The organism is Agromyces sp. C10 (assembly GCF_023217995.1).
GTDB classification, from domain to species: domain Bacteria; phylum Actinomycetota; class Actinomycetes; order Actinomycetales; family Microbacteriaceae; genus Agromyces; species Agromyces indicus.
Map to the genome: position 1 here is coordinate 103,398 of NZ_JALPSX010000013.1, position 16,274 is coordinate 119,671.

Here is a 16,274-nt window from a genome sequence, read left to right on the forward strand (position 1 = left end):
CGATCCCGGACGGTCGGGAATGCCCGCGCGTCGGAGACGTTGTGGTTAATACCCCCTAGGGGTATAGTTCCTCGCAGAGCAGGGAAGGCCATCATGGATACGCACCCCGAGACCCCCGCACACGACCGCCACGGCGGCGTCGACGCCGCCGCACTGCGCGACGACCACGAGAGCCAGGCCGGCCACGATCCGCACGCCGGCCACAATCCGCAGGGGGACCACGACGCGCACGCCGGCCACGATCCTCACGCCGGCCACGGCTCGCATGCCGGGCACGCAGGGCACGGCGACCACGTCGGCCAGTTCCGCCGACTGTTCTGGATCATGCTCGTCATCGCCGTCCCGACCATCGCCTTCTCAGGCATGTTCGCCGACCTCCTCGGCTACGAGCTGCCCGACACCCCCATCGTCATGTGGATCCCCCCGGTGCTCGGCACGGTCCTGTACTTCTGGGGCGGCTCGCCGTTCCTCACGGGAGCCTGGTCGGAGCTGAAGGCCCGCAAGCCCGGCATGATGCTCCTCATCGGCCTGGCCATCACGGTCGCCTACGTCGCCTCCCTCGGCGCGAGCCTCGGGTTCTTCCCCCATCACCTCGACTTCTGGTGGGAGCTGGCACTCCTCATCGTGATCATGCTGCTCGGCCACTGGATCGAGATGCGGTCGCTCGCCGCGACCTCGTCGGCGCTCGACGCGCTCGCGGCCCTGCTGCCGGACGAGGCCGAGCGTGTCACCGACGCGGGCATCGAGACCGTCTCCCCCGCCGAGCTCCAGCTCGGCGACGTGATCATCGTCCGGCCCGGCGGCCGCGTCCCCGCCGACGGCGACATCGTCGACGGCACGGCGGCGATGGACGAGTCGATGATCACCGGCGAGTCGCGCACCGTGAGTCGGGGGCCCGGCGAACGCGTCGTGGCCGGTACGGTCGCGACCGACACCGCCATCCGTGTGCGGGTCGCGGCCGTCGGCGACGACACGGCGCTCGCCGGCATCCAGCGGCTCGTCGCCGAGGCGCAGGCCTCCAGCTCGCGCGCCCAGCGCCTCGCCGACCGTGCCGCGGGCTGGCTGTTCTGGTTCGCGCTCGTCGCGGCGGCGATCACCGCGGTGGCGTGGGCCGTCGTCGGCCTGCCCGACGAGGGCGTCATCCACACCGTGACCGTGCTCGTGATCGCGTGCCCCCACGCGCTGGGGCTCGCCATCCCGCTCGTCGTGCAGATCGCGACCGAGCGCGCAGCCCGCGGCGGGGTCCTCGTGACCGACCGGCTCGCGCTCGAGACCATGCGCACCGTCGACGCCGTGCTCTTCGACAAGACCGGGACGCTGACCCGCGGCGAGCCCGCGGTGACCGATGCCGCGGCCGCCCCCGGCCACGACCTCGACGAGGTGCTCGCGCTCGCCGCCTCCGCGGAGCACGACTCCGAGCACCCGCTCGCGAAGGCCGTCGTGGCCGACGCCGAGCACCGTGGACTGCGGCTTCGCGCGGCATCCGGCTTCGCGGCGTCGGCCGCCGTGGGCGTGACCGCGCGCGTCGACGGCCGCGAGGTGCACGTGGGCGGTCCCGGACTGCTCGCCCGCGAGGGCCTGCCGGCGCTCCCCGAGTCAGCCGCGTGGGCCGAGCGCGGGTCGACCGTGCTGCACGTGGTCGTCGACGGCGAGGTGGCGGGCGCCCTCGCCCTGGCCGACGAGGTGCGTCCCGAGTCGCGCGAGGCCGTCGACGCGCTGCACGCGCTCGGCATCCAGGTCGTGATGATCACGGGCGACGCCGAGCCCGTCGCGCGCACCGTCGCCGCCGACCTCGGCATCGACCGGGTGTTCGCGGGCGTGCGCCCCGAGGACAAGGCCGCGAAGGTGCAGGAACTGCAGCGGGAGGGCCTGTCGGTCGCGATGGTCGGCGACGGCGTCAACGACGCCCCCGCCCTCGCGCAGGCCGACGTCGGCATCGCGATCGGCGCGGGCACGGATGTCGCGATCGCCTCGGCGGGCGTCATCCTCGCGTCGAGCGACCCGCGTTCGGTGCTGTCGGTGATCGAGCTCTCGCGGGCGTCGTACCGCAAGATGCAGCAGAACCTGTGGTGGGCGGCCGGGTACAACCTCGTGTCGGTCCCCCTCGCGGCGGGCGTGCTCGCCCCCATCGGGTTCGTGCTCCCGATGTCGGTGGGTGCGATCCTCATGTCGCTGTCGACGATCATCGTCGCCGCGAACGCGCAGCTGCTGCGCCGGCTCGACCTGCGACCCGAGGCGTCGGCGCGCGCCGTGCTCGAGCGCGCCTAGCACCGCAGCGTCCCGTCGTCGGGGGTGCACCATAGGCTCGGCAGCGTGGCCACCCTCGACGACGTCCGCCGCATCGCCCGCGCCCTCCCCGGCAGCGAGGAGCGGGTGACGACGGGCGGCGCCGCCTGGTTCGTGCGGGGTCGTCTCTACGCGTGGGAATGCCACCCGTGGCCGAGCATCCCCGACGACATGCGCGAGATCATCGCGTCCGAGCTCGTCGTCGGCGTCAAGGTGGGCGACCCGGTCGATGCGCTGGCCCTCGTCGAGATGGCGCCCGAGGTGTTCCTGCGCACCACGACCGCGTGGGGCGAGCCCAAGGTGGCGTTCCGGATGGCGCGGATCGATGCCGACCATCTCGGCGAGCTCGTCACCGAGGCCTGGCGCGTGCAGGCGCCGAAGTACCTCCGACGCGAGTTCGACGCCGCCGAGGCGGCACGCGCGGCCGACCTGCCGCGCGGCTGACGTCTCAGCGGGCCGGAGCCGCCGGAACCGCGAGGGCGAGCAGGTCGTTCACCGACGAGAGCACCGCGTCGTGCGGCGCCGCCTCGAGCTCGTCCCGTCGGGCCGTTCCCGTGAGCACGCCGACCACCCAGCCCGCTCCCGCGGCCCGGCCCGCCTCGAGCATGGGCAGGCCGTCGCCGGCGACGAGCACCTGTCGCACGTCGGACGTGCCGGTGAGCTCCATGGCGTGGTGCACGGCGTAGGGTGCGGGCGGCGCCACGGCCACCTCGTCGGCGCAGACCACGGCGTCGACGACGCCGAGCCCGTCGGATGCCGCCCCGACCCGCCAGCCCAGCGCAGCCAGGGTCGCCTCGGCCACCGAGCGGGTCGCCTCGCACACGAGCGCGATCCGCACACCGCGTCGCCGGAGTTCGAAGAGCGTCGCCTCGACCCCGCGGATCGGCTCCGGGGCGTTCGCGAAACCCGCGGCATCCGTCGACCGGCGCCGGATGGCGGCACCCTCGAAGCCGAGGACGGCGAGCGTGATCACCGGCGCCTCCCCTCGACCGGATGGGATCGACGCAGCGGCGTGCGCCGGTCGACCTCGTTCTCGATCGTGAAGGTCGCGAGCTCGGGTCGGTACCGGTCGTCCGCGAACGACAGCGGCCGCCGTGCCGTGTCGAAGGTGATGCGGCGTTCGCGCAGCAGCGGACTGCCCGCGCACACCTCGAGCGCCTCCGCATCGAGCGGGTTGGCGGCGACCGCGTCGATCGTGTGCCGCGCCCGCCGGAGGTCGACGCCCTTCGCGACGAGGTGCGCGTGCAGCGAACCCCGGTCGGCGTCCATGTCGGCGAGCAGGGCGCCGATGTCGGGGGCGAACGACGTGCGCTCGACCATGGTGGGCACGTCGTCGAGCAACCGGACGCGCACCACCTGCACCACCGACGCGCCCTCGTCGAGTCCGAGCACTCCCGCCACCGCCGAGGGGGCCGGCCTGCGCGCCGCCTCGATGGTGCGCTGGCCCGGCGTCCGCCCGATCGATCGCGCCCACTCGGTGAACGACGAGAACGTCGAGAACGGCTGCGAGGGCACCACGCGGGCCACGACCGGCGCGCGGCCGCGACCGCCGACGATGTAGCCCTCCTCGCGGAGCGCGAGCAGCGCCCGGCGGACGGGCCCGCGCGACGTGCCGAACTCGCGGCACAGCGCCGCCTCGCTCGGCAGCCGCATCCCGGCCGTCCAGGTGCCGCGCCCGATGCGCTCGCGGAGCGCATCGTGCACGCGTTCGTGGAGCGGCACCTCGGTCGACATGCATCGAACGTACGGACTCCGCCCCGCCCGTGCGGTGGGCGCGACACGACCGTCCGGTGAAGGTTCGGTGAACCCGCGGAGACCCGGCGCCGTGGTCGGGTGGCGTCAGTCGCCGAGCAGTTCCCGCATCTGCTCGATCTCGCCGGTCTGCGATTCGATGATCGACGCCGAGAGCTCGAGCGCCTCCGCGTTCTCCCCGGTCTGCTGGTGCTGCTCCGCCATGTCGATGGCGCCTTCGTGGTGCTCGATCATGCCCTCGAGGAACAACCGCTCGCCGTCGGCGCCGTCGGCCGCCTCGATCTCGTCCATCTCCTGCTCCGTGAGCATGCCGTCCATGCCGCCGTGCGCGCCATGGCCGCCGTCCATCATGCTCGGCATGCCCCACTCCTCGAGCCAGGCCTCCATCTGCTCGATCTCCGGCCCCTGGGCGGCCTTGATCTGCTCCGCGAGTTCCACCACCGCCGGGTCGACGCCGTCCTTGGCCAGGATCAGGTCGCTCATCTCGATCGCCTGTTCGTGGTGCGGGATCATCATCTGCGCGAACATGACGTCCCCGCGCGAGAAGTCGTCGCCCGATTGCGAGCTGCCGGGCATGCCGCCCATGCCGTCGCGGTCCCGATCGCGGTCGCCGTCGTTCGTCACGATGACGCAGCCGCTGAGGCCGAGGGCGAGGGCGACCGCCGTGGCGGCGGCGGCGAGGCGGCGCGCGCCCGCGGCGCGGACCGGGTATCGGGTGGACTGGCGCATGGGGAACCTCCGAGGTCGCGTCCGATACCCCTCAGGGTACTCCTCCGCGAGCCCCGGTGGCCCGGCAGACCTCAGGGCTACCGGCGCACGTCGACGGATGCCGCGGCATCCGTCGCCTCGGCCTGTCGCGCCGCACGCCGCGCGCGCCGTCGCTCGCGGGACCCCTCGACGAGGTCGTACAGCGCGGGCAGCACGAGCAGCGTGAGCACGGTCGACGACAGCAGCCCGCCGATCACGACGAGCGCGAGCGGCTGCGAGATGAACCCGCCGCTGCCCGTGATGCCCAGCGCGAGCGGCATGAGCGCGAAGATCGTCGCGAGCGCCGTCATGAGGATCGGCCGCAGTCGCCGCGAGGCGCCGTGGAGCAGCGCGTCACGGACGGTCATGCCGCGGTCGCGGTACTGGTTCACGAGGTCGATGAGCACGATCGCGTTCGTCACCACGATGCCGATGAGCATGAGCACGCCGACCAGCGACGCGACGCCGAGCGGGATCCCCGTCACGACCTGCAGCAGGATCGCGCCCGTCGCGGCGAACGGCACCGAGACGAGCAGCAGCAGCGGCTGCAGCAGCGACCGGAACGTGGCCACCATGACGATGTAGACGATGAGGATCGCGGCGAGGAGGGCGAGTCCGAGCTGGGAGAACGACTCCTGCTGGTCGGCCGTGACGCCGCCGATGGACGCCGAGGTGCCGTCGGGCAGGTCGACCGCATCGACCGCGGCCTGCACCTCGGCGCTCGCGGTGCCGAGGTCGTCGCCGTCGGGCGTGGCCGCGACGGTCGCGCTGCGCAGCCCCTTCACGGTCGTCACGGAGGCCGGACCTTCGGCCTGCTCCACGGTCGCGAGCGAGTCGAGCCGGACCGTGCCGGTCGGCGTCGGCACCGGCAGGGCCGAGAGCGCCTCGACCGTCGTCGGCGGTTCCTCCGCCGCGAGGTAGATGGTGAGGGTCTGCTCCTCGATCACGATCGACCCCGCCGCCTGCGGCTGCATCGACGCCGAGACGATGCCGCTGAGCGCCGCCTCCGAGTAGCCCGCCTCGGCCGCCGCCGCGCGGTCGACCGAGACCGCGATGTACGGCTGCGACGCCTCGAGGTTCGAGGTGACCTGGGTGAGCGAATCGAGGCCCGCGAGCTCGTCGACCACTGCCTGCGTCGCGTCCCGCAGGTCCTCCTGGTTCGACGCGGTGATGTCGACCTCGATGTCGCTCGAGGCGCCGAACCCGCTCTGCACGGCGAGCGTGATCTCGCCGACGTCGTCGAGCTCCTCGAGTTCGGCGCGCACCTCGGCCTGCAGGGCGGCCTGGTCGGCACCCTCGTCGGTGGTGACGTTGTAGGCGATGGTGTTGCCGCTGCCGCCGAACGCGGCGAGCGCCCCGCCGCCGGTCGACGTGCCGATCGAGGTCTGCACGGTCTCGACGCCCTCGACGCCGCGGATGGCCTCCTCGACCGGCTCGGACGCGCTGGCGAGGAATTCCAGGCTCGAGCCCACCGGCAGCTCCTGGGTCACCCGGAAGGTGTTCTGGCCGCTGTCGCCGAGGAAGTTCGTCTTCATGAACGGCGCGAGCGCGACGGTCCCGGCGAGCACGAACACCGCGGCGATGATCGTGATGGCCGAGTGCCGCAGGGTCCACCCGAGCACCGGCAGGTAGCCTTTCTGCAGTCGCGACGGGTGCTCCAGCTCGTCGACCGCGCCGGCGCGCGGGGGTGCAGCGGATGCCGCGGGGCCGGCCGCCGCCGCGCCGGCCTTCGGCCGCAGCCCGGTGCCGCCGTCGGCGTCGCGGAGCTCGGGCGCGAGCCACACGTCGTCGACGAACGCGGCCGCGGCAGCGGCATCCGCTTCGGTCTGGCCCTTGGCGGGCTTGGCCGGCTTGAGGAACCAGTACGCGAGCACCGGCACGATCGTGAGCGACACGAGCAGCGACGCGAGCAGCGCGATGGTGACCGTCAGCGAGAACGGACGGAACAGCTCGCCCGTGACGCCCTCGACGAGCGCGATCGGCAGGAACACCGCGACGGTCGTGATCGTGGACGCCGTGATGGCGCCCGCGACCTCGCGGACGGCGTGGATGATCGTCGACGCCTTGTCGACGCCCGCGACGTAGTGCCGCTTGATGTTCTCGATGACGACGATCGAGTCGTCGACGACGCGTCCGATCGAGATGGTCAGCGCGCCGAGCGTGAGGATGTTCAGCGTGTAGTCGGCCGCCTGGAGGCCGATGAACGTGATGAGCACCGACGTCGGGATCGAGATCGCGGTGACGAGCGTCGCGCGCACCGACAGCAGGAACACGAGGATCACGAGGACCGCGAACACGAGGCCGAGGGTGCCCTCGACCGCGAGCGTCTCGATGGAGCGTTCGATGTACGGCGCCTGGTCGAACACGACCGTGAACTCGGCGCCGGGATTGGTGGTGTCGAGCGCGGCCTGCAGGTCGGGCAGCGCCGCCGCGATCGCGTTCGAGACCTCGACCGTGTTGGCCGAGGGCAGCTTGGTGATCGAGATGGCGAGCGCGGGCTCGCCGTTCACGCGCGAGATGCTCGCCTGCGGGTTGGCCGTGAGCTCGACGGATGCCACGTCGCCGATGGTCAACGCGACGGGCACGGCGACCGTGCCCGTGCCGGCGTCGACGCCGGGGACGCCCTCCACTCCCGGGAAGGCGCCGTCGCCTTCGCCCTCGGGGAACTCCGGAGCCGGCTGCTGCTCGGTCGCGCCGAGCAGCGGGAGCGCGGCGACCTCCTCGACACTGCCGAGCCGCGTGCCCGCCTGCACCGCGAACGTCGAGTCGCCCTCGGTGATCTGGCCGGCGGGCAGGAGGACGCCGCTCTGGGCGAGCGCGTCGCGGATGGCCTGCGTCGTGAGCCCGTACTGCGCGAGCGCCGCGGGATCCGGCGTGATGACGACTCGTCGTCCCTGGTCGCCGACGAGGGTCGCCTCGCGCACCCCGTCGATGTCGCGGAGCTCGGGCAGCGTCGTGCGGGTGATCTCGTCGGAGAGCGTCGACGGATCGTCGGCCCCGGTGACGGCCACGGCGGTGACGGGCAGGTCGTCGAAGCTGAACGCGATGACCTGCGGGTCGACGTCGTCGGGCAGTTGCGGCGCGATCCGGTTCACCGCCGAGAGCAGCTTCTGCTCGGCGAAGGCGAGGTCGGTCCCGAAGGTGAAGCTCGCGACCACGCGGGAGACGCCCGTCGAACTCGTCGTCGACGTGGAATCGAGGCCGCTGATGCCCTGGATCGCCGTCTCGATCGGCGTGGAGACGTCGGCGTTCACGACATCCGGCGACGCCCCCGGGTACGCGGTGATGATGCTGAGCTGCGGCAGCTGGATCGACGGCGCCAGTTCCTGCTTCAGGTTCGTGAGCGCGATGCCCCCGAAGATCCCGACCACGATCGTGACGAGCGCGATGAGGGCGCGGTTTCGCATGCTGAGCTTCGCGAGCAGGGACATGGTGTCGATTCTCGCAGCGGACGAGGGGCCCCGAAGTCCTCCGAAAGTGGGATTCGACCGCCGGAGGGGGTGGAATCCCATCCGAATGGACGGTAACCTCCGAATCACGTATGACCAGGGGGTGGCGCATGCGAACGGCGATCGCGGTGAACCGCACGCCACTGCTGCGCGCCGCGCTCCTCGGTTCGGGCCTCGCGGCCGCATGGGTCGTCGTGAGCCTCGCCGCCGGCCCGTCGAGCGCATCGGCCGAGGAGAACCCCAAGGGGCTCCTCGGAACCGTCGGCTCGGTGGTCGGCACCGTCGGCGGCACCGTCGACACCGTGGTCGACGAGGTGGTCGACCCGGTCGTCACCTCGGTCACCGCGCCCGTGACCACGACCGTCGAGGCCGTCCAGCCGGTCGCTCCGGCGCCCGCGCAACCGGTGGTCGAGGCGGTTCCGGTCGTCGTCGACACGGTGATGGATGCCGCATCCGGCGCCGTCGACGACGTGGATGCCGTGGCCTCCGAGACGGTCGCCGAGGTCGCCGGAACCGTGGGCGACGTCGCGGGCTCGAGCCCGGTCGGCTCGCTCGTCGACACGTGGGACACCACGGTCGGGCTGCTGCCGATCGTCGGGCCGGTGCTCGACGACGCCCCCCTCGACGGGCTCCTGGGCCCGGTCGCGGGCGGAGTCGACGACGCGCTCGGCACGGTCGTGGGTCGCTTCGGCCCGCTGCCCGACGGCGGCGTGCTCCCCTCGCTTCCCGACCTCGGCATCGCGCCCGGGTCGACGGAGGCCGTCGTGCCGCTCCCGGTGGAGACCGGCGGTGCGGTGCTCGTCGTGGCGGAGTCGAGCGTCGACGCCCAGTCCGGCGCACCGCCGGGCGACGACTCGGCGACTCCTGCGGCGGCCCTCACCTCCGACTCCGGTCCGCCGGGCACCGCACCGCCGCTCGGCGCGCTCGCGCCGGCCCCCGGTCTCGCCGGGGGCGCCGGCACGCCCGCGGGCGGCTCGACCTCCGGTTCGGCAGGATCCGGCGGCATCGCCGGCTCCGACGCGGCCTCGGCCGCCCACGATCTCGACGCCATGGCGTCCCTGGTGCTCCACGCGGTCGACGACGCGCTGCCGTCGTCGCCGATCTACGACACCGACACCACCCCTGACTGACGGGTGCCGTTCCGCCGCTCCGCCGGCGGAAGACGGTCGCCGCTGCCATCCGGCAGCGCGCACACCCAACCAGTTCAGGAGTAGGAATCATGAAGCGATACGTTTCGAGGGCGCTGTACGCGACCCTCTTCACCGGGGGGCTCATGCTCCTCGGAGCGGGCGTGGCCCACGCCTCGGAGACGACCGGCGAGGACGGCATCGCCTCCGGCACGCAGGCCGGGATCGCCGTCGAGCTGCCCGTCACCATCGGCGGCAACGCGATCTCGGTGGCGGGCGACTCGACGTCGTCGGACGCCTCGACGGGCGCATCCGCGGGTGACGCCGGCTCCGGCGGATCCCAGCCCGTGGCCGTGACCTCCGGTGAGGACGGCGTCGGGTCCGGCAGCCAGGCGATCGTCGAGGTGGCCGCGCCGGTGACCGTGAGCGGCAACGCCGTCTCGGTCGCGGGCGACTCCTCGTCGAGCGGTGCGAGCACCGAGACCTCGTCGAGCGGCGGTTCGGGCGGCACGGATGCCACCACCAGCGGTGATGGCTCTGCCGCCGGCGGAACGCAGGGCGTCGCCGACGTCGCGGCACCCGTCACCGTCGGCGGCAACGCCATCTCCGTCCTCGGCGACTCCTCCTCGGAGGGCGCCGACACCGCGGTCCAGCCCGGCGCGGGCACCGGATCCGGCACGGACGCGGGCACCAACGGTGAGGACTCGGTCCTCGGCGGCACCCAGATCGTGCCCGGCGCCACCGCGCCGGTCACCGTCGGCGGCAACGCCATCTCCGTCCTCGGCGACTCGTCGTCGGAGGGCGCCGAGACCGGCACCACCACCGGCACGGGCACGGGATCGGGCTCGGACGCGGGCACCAACGGTGAGGACTCGGTCCTCGGCGGCACCCAGATCGTGCCCGGCGCCACCGCGCCGGTCACCGTCGGCGGCAACGCCATCTCCGTCCTCGGCGACTCCTCCTCGGAGGGCGCCGGCACCGCGGTCCAGCCCGGCACGGGCACCGGCAACGGCGCGGGCACCAACGGTGAGGACTCCATCCTCGGCGGCACCCAGATCGTGCCCGGCGTCTCGCTCCCGATCACGGCCGGCGGCAACGCCGTCTCCGTGATCGGCGACTCGTCGACCGGCGGCTCGAGCACGGACGTGACCCCGGGAACGCCGGGAACGCCGGGAACCCCCGGCACCCCTGGCACCCCGGGAACCCCCGGCACGCCTGGAACCCCCGGAACCCCCGGTACTCCGGGAACCCCCGGCACGCCCGGTGAGGGTGGCGCCGCACTTCCGGGCGCCGCGCCGTCGAGCGTCATGACGTCGGGCACCGTTGCGGCGGGCATGACCACCGCACCCTCGGCCCTCGCGTCCACCGGCGCGGAGACCGGCGGGCTCGGACTCGCGGCGCTCCTGCTGGTCCTCGCCGGCATGCTCCTCGTGGGCTACCGGCGCATGGCGGCGGCACGGGACTGATCGGGTGACACGCCCTCGGCCGGGCAGGTACGGCGAACCCGCCGCCTGCCCGGCCGTCGGGCTGCCCGCGAGGCGCCCGGTGCGACCCGGGCGAGTCAGACGACCGCGGCGAGCACGCTCTGGTCGGGCACGGGCGTGCGGGCGAGCGAGCCCCACGCCCGCGCGAGCGCCTGCACCGCGGCATCCGTCACCTCGGGCGGGTAGCAGATCGGCAACCGCAGGAAGCGCTCGAAGGCGCCGTCGATGCCGAACCTCGGCCCCGCAGCGACGATGAGCCCTTCGGTGCGTGCGGCGAGCGCGAGCTGGGAGCTGACGGGCGCTCCGAGGCCGACCCAGGTGACGATGCCGCCGTCGACGTGCGGCACGTGCCAGCCGGGGAACGCGTCGGCGAGGAGGGACTCGAGGTGCTCCCGCCCGGCGCGCAACTGCTCCCGGCGGAGCTCGAGGACGTCGTCCATCCGTCCGAGCAGGCGCGCCACGATGAGCTGTTCGAGGATGGGCGTGCCGAGGTCGCCCGGCGAACGCACCGCGAGCAGGCGACGGATCAGCGGCCGGTCGGCGCGGATCCACCCCACGCGGATGCCGCCCCAGACCGTCTTGCCGACCGAGCCGACCATGACGGCGTTGCCGTACGCGGCGAGGGGCAGCGGGTGCTCGGCACGGTCGATGTCGAGTTCGGCGGTCGTCTCGTCGGCCACGACGACGGTGCCCTGGCGCGCTGCGGCGTCGAGCACGCGCTCCCGCGCCTCGGCGCTCAGCGACCGGCCTGTCGGGTTCTGGAAGTCGGGCATGAGGTACGCGGCGACCGGGTTGGCGTGACGGATGGCGCGCACGAGGTCGTCGGCCTCGTCGACCGGACCGAATCCCTCGGGGCCGACGTCGTGCGGGGCGACGGCGACCGGCACCAGCCGGGCGCCGGACCCGCGCAGCGCCTCGTACGCGTGCGGGTAGGTGGGCGCTTCGATGAGCGCGCGGTCGCCGCGGCCGACGAGCGCCCGCGACAGCAATGCGATGGCATGCTGCGCGCCGATCGTGACCATGATCTGCTCGGGGCTCGTCGGAAGGCCCCGCGACGTGTACCGGTCGGCGATCGCGGCCCGCAGCGCGGGCGTACCGATCGGGTCGAAGCCGGGGTCGCCGAGGTGCGCGGGCAGCTCGTCGACGGCCTCGCGCGCGACATCCGCGAGCCAGGGCAGCGCGGGCGGCGCCGCCTTCGAGAAGTCGACGTAGTCGGCGGCCGGCGGTGCCGGCAGGACCGCCGGCGCGCCGGGCAGCCGCGCCACGCTGCCGGAGCCGCGCACGCTGTGCAGCAGGTGCTGCTCGCGCAGTTCGCGGTACGCCGCGGTGACGGTCGTGCGGCTGAGGCCCAGCCGCTCGGCGAGGTCGCGCTCGGCGGGGAGCCGCGTGCCGACGGGGATCCGCCCGTCGAGCACCAGCAGCCTGATGCGATCGGCGAGGGCGCGGTAGGCGCTGCCGCCGCTCGAGCGCCAGTCGCCGAGGAGGGTGTCGAGCGCGCGGGCGCTCAGGGTGGCATCCATGGTGGAGCCACCATAGGCGAATTGGCTCTTTGCGGGAAGGCCAATCGGGGGATTGGATTGGGACCATGTCGCTCCGCACGCTCCGCGGCCTCCGCACCGCCGACCCCGCGCCGGTCTTCGCGCGCCGCCTGGTGCAGCTCGTCGTCGGCCTGTACCTCTACGGGCTCGGCATCGCGCTCATCGTGCGCGGCGAACTCGGCGTGGCCCCGTGGGACGTGCTCACCCAGGGCATCGCCAAGCAGACCGGCCTCGGCTTCGGCCTCATCACCATCATCACGAGCGGCGTGGTGCTGCTCCTGTGGATCCCGATCCGCCAGAAGCCGGGCTTCGGCACCGTCATGAACGCGCTGCTCGTGGGTCCGTTCGCCGACCTGTCGCTGTGGATGATCCCGACCGGCCTCGACCTGTGGGCGCGCATCGTCATGCTGCTCGGCGGGATCGTCGTGCTCGCCGTCGCGACCGGCCTCTACATCGGCGCGCACTTCGGCCCCGGCCCCCGCGACGGCCTCATGACGGGCCTGCATCGCCGAACCGGATGGCGCATCTGGGTCGTCCGCACCGGCATCGAGGTGACCGTCCTGGTCACGGGCTTCCTGCTCGGCGGCAACGTGGGCATCGGCACGCTGGCGTTCGCCCTCCTGATCGGGCCCCTGTGCGGCTACACGATCCCGATGTTCGCGGTGAAGCGGCGGGCGACGGATGGCACGGAGCCGGCGGCGGTCCGGGACCGGGACATCCCGGACCCCGCCACCGATCCGTCGCCGGCGCAGGCCTGAGCGCCCGAGCGACGCCGTCGCCGGCAGGTGGCGGATCCGCCACCTGCCGTCCATCGACCCGGGTGGATAGCGTCGCAGCCAGGACGTCGCGAGGCAGGTTCGCCGGGAACCGTGCGAGCCGCGCGACCCACCGGAGGGGGAAGTCATGCGCGCACGCGCCATCATCATCGGAGCCGCCGGGCTCGCCGTCATCGGCTCGATCGGCATCGCCGGACCGGCCGTCGCGGCCGAGAACGGGCCGAACCCCAACGCGTCGTGCGTCGGGGTGGTCTTCCAGCCGCAGGCCGCCGGGAGCCCCGGGGCGATCGCTGCCCGCGTCGCCGAGATCAAGGGCTTCGGATTCGGCAGCTTCGGCTCCATCATCGGCGGCTGGTTCGTCCACCAGGAGGACTGCTACGGCTGAGCGGGCCGGCACGCCCGCGCGACGCGCGGATGCCGCGGGGCGCGCTCCCGCGGCATCCGCCTACAGGTTCGCCTCGGCGAACGTGCGCAGTGCGTCGCGCACGAAGGCGGCCCCCGCCTCGCCGCCGTAGTTGGCCGCGAAGCGGTCGTCGGCCACGTACATCTCGCCGAGGCCGATGACGTAGCCCTTCACGTCGCCGCCCGGCTGGGCGGCCGGCGTGCCGGGCACCCCGGTCAGCCACTCGACGTGACGCCGGGCGAGCTCCTGGGCCTCCTCGCCGTCGGGCGCGACGCCCGACTCGGCGGCGGCGATCCAGTCGCGACCGAGTGCGGCGGTGCGCTCCTTCCACGCCTGCCGCTCGTCGTCGCGCAGGCCGCGCCACCAGCGGTCGCCCTGCGCGTACGCCTCGGTGCCCCAGCGCTGCTCGACCTCGTCGCGGTACTGCGTGTGGTCGAACCCGTCGAACATGTCCTTCGCCATGATCTGTTCACCTCCCTCCAATGCCTCGATGGTCCGTTCGACCGACGCGACCTGTCGCGCCAGCCGGTCCTGCTCCTGCCGCAGCCACTCGAGGTGCCTCGCGAGCGCACGCGATTCGTCGCGCTGCCCGTCGAGCACCTCCGCGATGGCCGGCAGGCCGAGCCCGAGCTCGCGCAGCAGCAGGATGCGCTGCAGCCGCACGAGCGCGGCTCGGTCGTAGTAGCGGTAGCCGTTGGATCCGATGCGCGCGGGTTCGAGCAGCCCGATGTCGTCGTAGTGACGCAGGGTGCGGCTCGTGGTGCCCGCGAGCCGGGCGACCTCCTGGATCGACCAGTCCATGCGCGTCTCCTCTCCTCCGGCATCCGCTTCACCCCGATGCTAGAAGTTGACGCCGCGTCAAGGTCAAGCGGATGCCGCGGCCCGACCCTTGACCTCGTTGCACACGCGATATATCGTGACTTGCGAACAACGCGATATATCGCGAAACGCGCCCGTCGGGCGCCGGCGGAGCGGCATCCGCTCGCCCAGGAACGAAGGAGCACCGCATGGCCATCGAGAAGTGGGTCGTGAACCCCGGCGAGACCCGGGTCATCGATCTCGAGCTCGTCCGCAAGCTGAAGGTCAGCCTCATCGGCGGCAAGGTCGACATCATCGCGCACGACGAACCCGGCGCCCGGGTCGAGGTGTCGAGCGTCACCGGCAAGGACCTGCTGATCCAGATCGACGGCGACTCGCTCGAGATCGACCACCCGCAGCTGCGGTGGGACAACTTCATCGAGGTCTTCAAGGGCTTCCGAGGCAGTGCGAAGGCCGAGATCTCGATCCTCGCGCCGCGCGCGGTCGCGATGAAGCTCGGCGTCGTCTCGGGCGACGCGCTCGTGTCGGGCTTCGACAACGACGGCAAGTTCAGCGCCGTCAACGGCGACCTCGTGATCGACAACCACGCCGGCGACATCGAGTGCTCGAGCGTCTCGGGCGAGGTCTCGGTCGGCGACCACACCGGCCGCGTCGTCGCCCACACCGTCTCGGGTGACGTGACCGTCACGGGCGAGGTCGGCTCGTTCAAGGCCGACACCGTCTCGGGCGACATGATCCTCGACGTGCGCGGAACCCCCAGCCGCGTCGACACGAACACCGTGTCGGGCGACCTCACCGTGCGCTTCGACGCCGGCAGCGGCGCCCGCTACCGGGTCAACACGGTCAGCGGCTCGCTCCTGCTCGACGACACCCAGATGCGCGGCATGCTCGGCAAGGGCTTCGAGCGCATCACGGGCGAGCTGCAGGGCACCTGGCTCGACCTCGCCGCCAACAGCGTCTCCGGGAACATCTCGGTGATCCGCCGCCAGACCGCGGGGGCCACCGCCGACACGGGCGAGGCATCCGCATGACGCCGCCCGTCTTCGCCCACGGCAACCTGCGCCTCTACCTGCTCGCGCTGCTCGAGGAGCAGCCGCGACACGGGTACGAGCTCATCCAGGCCCTGTCCGAGCGCTTCGGCGGAACCTACTCGCCGAGCGCCGGCACCATCTACCCCCGGCTCGCGAAGCTCGAGGAGGAGGGGCTCGTCTCAAAGCGCACCGACGGTCGCAAGTCGGTCTACGAGATCACCGACGCCGGTCGTGCCGAGCTCGAGTCGCGCCGCCACGAGCTCGACGCGATCGAGGATGACGTGACCGACTCGGTCCGCCGCCTCGCGCAGGGCGTGCGAGCCGAGGTGGATGCCGCGATGCGCACGCTGCGCGCCGAACTCGCCAACGCCGCGCGCGAGGCGAAGAAGGCCGCGTCCACCGAGCACCCGACCCCGCAGCCGAGCGCGGACGCCACCCGCGCCGTCCACGAGGCCGACCTCGCGATCACCGAGTTCCGGCAGCAGATCCGGCGCGAGCTGCGCAGCCAGGCCAACCGTGGCCGGGTCGACGCCGACACCGTCGCACTGCTGCGCTCGCGCCTCGCCGACGTCCGCGCCGAGGTGCTGCAGGAGCTCGCCCAGCGCTGACCGCACGGCGTCCGCCGCCATCGGCCGGGCAGGGGACCCGCATCATGACCGCTCCCGAGTCGCGGCATGATGCGGGTCCTCCTGCGTTCGCGGCGGGCCGCAAGGCCGGCTTCCGGCTCCTGGGTGAGGCCGCCTTCGAGGTCGCGAACGGGCGCGTGCTGCACGCGAACGACTGGGTCGCCGACCTCGTCGCCACCGCTCGCTAGGTGTACTCGGTCAGCTGGTTGGTGACACTCGGCTGATTGGGGGTTGGT

Annotated in this window: 15 protein-coding genes; 9 read left to right on the top strand and 6 right to left on the bottom strand. The window is 73.0% G+C overall.

The features are described 5' to 3' along the window. The first annotated feature begins 93 nt into the window (after positions 1-93). Positions 94-2,268, top strand: a complete 2,175-nt coding sequence (locus M1L56_RS14795) for a copper-translocating P-type ATPase (protein WP_248599815.1) — start codon at positions 94-96, stop codon at positions 2,266-2,268. Between the two features lie 45 nt (positions 2,269-2,313). Beyond that, a complete protein-coding gene (locus M1L56_RS14800; RefSeq protein ID WP_248599816.1) occupies positions 2,314-2,730 on the top strand; it encodes an MmcQ/YjbR family DNA-binding protein in 417 nt (138 codons plus the stop codon). Positions 2,731-2,734: 4 nt separating this feature from the next. Here the strand turns inward: M1L56_RS14800 and M1L56_RS14805 are convergent, their stop codons facing one another. The 4 genes from M1L56_RS14805 to M1L56_RS14820 form a co-directional block, all read right to left on the bottom strand. After that, the gene (locus M1L56_RS14805) at positions 2,735-3,259 is read right to left on the bottom strand and encodes an HAD family hydrolase (protein WP_248599817.1); all 525 of its coding nucleotides are present in this window, start codon (positions 3,257-3,259) and stop codon (positions 2,735-2,737) included. Further along, on the bottom strand, positions 3,256-4,020 hold the full coding sequence (locus M1L56_RS14810; protein ID WP_248599818.1) for a GntR family transcriptional regulator: 765 nt from the start codon (positions 4,018-4,020) through the stop codon (positions 3,256-3,258). Before M1L56_RS14810 ends, M1L56_RS14805 begins: the two co-directional genes overlap by 4 nt. A 105-nt stretch (positions 4,021-4,125) precedes the next feature. Next, positions 4,126-4,767: a DUF305 domain-containing protein gene (locus M1L56_RS14815; protein WP_248599819.1), complete on the bottom strand. Its 642-nt coding sequence runs from the start codon at positions 4,765-4,767 to the stop codon at positions 4,126-4,128. 77 nt (positions 4,768-4,844) lie between these two features. Continuing rightward, on the bottom strand, positions 4,845-8,216 hold the full coding sequence (locus M1L56_RS14820) for an efflux RND transporter permease subunit (RefSeq protein WP_248599820.1): 3,372 nt from the start codon (positions 8,214-8,216) through the stop codon (positions 4,845-4,847). A gap of 128 nt (positions 8,217-8,344) precedes the next feature. On the opposite strand from M1L56_RS14820, the gene M1L56_RS14825 reads away from it, so the two are divergent. Continuing rightward, entirely contained in the window at positions 8,345-9,364 is a 1,020-nt protein-coding gene (locus M1L56_RS14825; RefSeq protein WP_248599821.1) for a hypothetical protein, read from the top strand. A gap of 89 nt (positions 9,365-9,453) precedes the next feature. Continuing rightward, positions 9,454-10,827: a hypothetical protein gene (locus tag M1L56_RS14830; protein ID WP_248599822.1), complete on the top strand. Its 1,374-nt coding sequence runs from the start codon at positions 9,454-9,456 to the stop codon at positions 10,825-10,827. Between the two features lie 95 nt (positions 10,828-10,922). On the opposite strand, the gene M1L56_RS14835 is transcribed toward M1L56_RS14830, so the two are convergent. Further along, the gene (locus M1L56_RS14835) at positions 10,923-12,365 is read right to left on the bottom strand and encodes a PLP-dependent aminotransferase family protein (RefSeq protein ID WP_248599823.1); all 1,443 of its coding nucleotides are present in this window, start codon (positions 12,363-12,365) and stop codon (positions 10,923-10,925) included. Between the two features lie 65 nt (positions 12,366-12,430). On the opposite strand from M1L56_RS14835, the gene M1L56_RS14840 reads away from it, so the two are divergent. Continuing rightward, on the top strand, positions 12,431-13,141 hold the full coding sequence (locus M1L56_RS14840; RefSeq protein WP_248599824.1) for a YitT family protein: 711 nt from the start codon (positions 12,431-12,433) through the stop codon (positions 13,139-13,141). 145 nt (positions 13,142-13,286) lie between these two features. Continuing rightward, positions 13,287-13,544, top strand: coding sequence for a hypothetical protein (locus M1L56_RS14845; RefSeq protein ID WP_248599825.1), 258 nt, complete (start codon positions 13,287-13,289; stop codon positions 13,542-13,544). Between the two features lie 60 nt (positions 13,545-13,604). On the opposite strand, the gene M1L56_RS14850 is transcribed toward M1L56_RS14845, so the two are convergent. Beyond that, complete coding sequence (locus M1L56_RS14850; protein WP_248599826.1) at positions 13,605-14,363, bottom strand: MerR family transcriptional regulator; 759 nt, start codon at positions 14,361-14,363, stop codon at positions 13,605-13,607. Positions 14,364-14,569: 206 nt separating this feature from the next. Between M1L56_RS14850 and M1L56_RS14855 the strand changes: the two genes are divergently transcribed. The 3 genes from M1L56_RS14855 to M1L56_RS14865 are packed head-to-tail and all read left to right on the top strand — an operon-like array spanning position 14,570 to position 16,226. Further along, a complete protein-coding gene (locus tag M1L56_RS14855; RefSeq protein WP_067945627.1) occupies positions 14,570-15,412 on the top strand; it encodes a DUF4097 family beta strand repeat-containing protein in 843 nt (280 codons plus the stop codon). Further along, on the top strand, positions 15,409-16,020 hold the full coding sequence (locus M1L56_RS14860; RefSeq protein WP_067945629.1) for a PadR family transcriptional regulator: 612 nt from the start codon (positions 15,409-15,411) through the stop codon (positions 16,018-16,020). Before M1L56_RS14855 ends, M1L56_RS14860 begins: the two co-directional genes overlap by 4 nt. A gap of 44 nt (positions 16,021-16,064) precedes the next feature. Continuing rightward, positions 16,065-16,226 carry a hypothetical protein gene (locus tag M1L56_RS14865; RefSeq protein ID WP_248599827.1) on the top strand — a complete coding sequence of 54 codons (162 nt, stop codon included), beginning with the start codon at positions 16,065-16,067 and terminating at the stop codon, positions 16,224-16,226. Positions 16,227-16,274 lie beyond the last annotated feature (48 nt).

Bases quoted from the DNA above. Each gene is read 5' to 3' on its own strand.
- M1L56_RS14795 (WP_248599815.1), top strand. From the start codon at position 94: ATGGATACGCACCCCGAGACCCCCGCACACGACCGCCACGGCGGCGTC.
- M1L56_RS14810 (WP_248599818.1), bottom strand. From the start codon at position 4,020: ATGTCGACCGAGGTGCCGCTCCACGAACGCGTGCACGATGCGCTCCGC.
- M1L56_RS14815 (WP_248599819.1), bottom strand. From the start codon at position 4,767: ATGCGCCAGTCCACCCGATACCCGGTCCGCGCCGCGGGCGCGCGCCGC.
- M1L56_RS14820 (WP_248599820.1), bottom strand. From the start codon at position 8,216: ATGTCCCTGCTCGCGAAGCTCAGCATGCGAAACCGCGCCCTCATCGCG.
- M1L56_RS14825 (WP_248599821.1), top strand. From the start codon at position 8,345: ATGCGAACGGCGATCGCGGTGAACCGCACGCCACTGCTGCGCGCCGCG.
- M1L56_RS14830 (WP_248599822.1), top strand. From the start codon at position 9,454: ATGAAGCGATACGTTTCGAGGGCGCTGTACGCGACCCTCTTCACCGGG.
- M1L56_RS14835 (WP_248599823.1), bottom strand. From the start codon at position 12,365: ATGGATGCCACCCTGAGCGCCCGCGCGCTCGACACCCTCCTCGGCGAC.
- M1L56_RS14840 (WP_248599824.1), top strand. From the start codon at position 12,431: ATGTCGCTCCGCACGCTCCGCGGCCTCCGCACCGCCGACCCCGCGCCG.
- M1L56_RS14845 (WP_248599825.1), top strand. From the start codon at position 13,287: ATGCGCGCACGCGCCATCATCATCGGAGCCGCCGGGCTCGCCGTCATC.
- M1L56_RS14850 (WP_248599826.1), bottom strand. From the start codon at position 14,363: ATGGACTGGTCGATCCAGGAGGTCGCCCGGCTCGCGGGCACCACGAGC.
- M1L56_RS14855 (WP_067945627.1), top strand. From the start codon at position 14,570: ATGGCCATCGAGAAGTGGGTCGTGAACCCCGGCGAGACCCGGGTCATC.
- M1L56_RS14860 (WP_067945629.1), top strand. From the start codon at position 15,409: ATGACGCCGCCCGTCTTCGCCCACGGCAACCTGCGCCTCTACCTGCTC.
- M1L56_RS14865 (WP_248599827.1), top strand. From the start codon at position 16,065: ATGACCGCTCCCGAGTCGCGGCATGATGCGGGTCCTCCTGCGTTCGCG.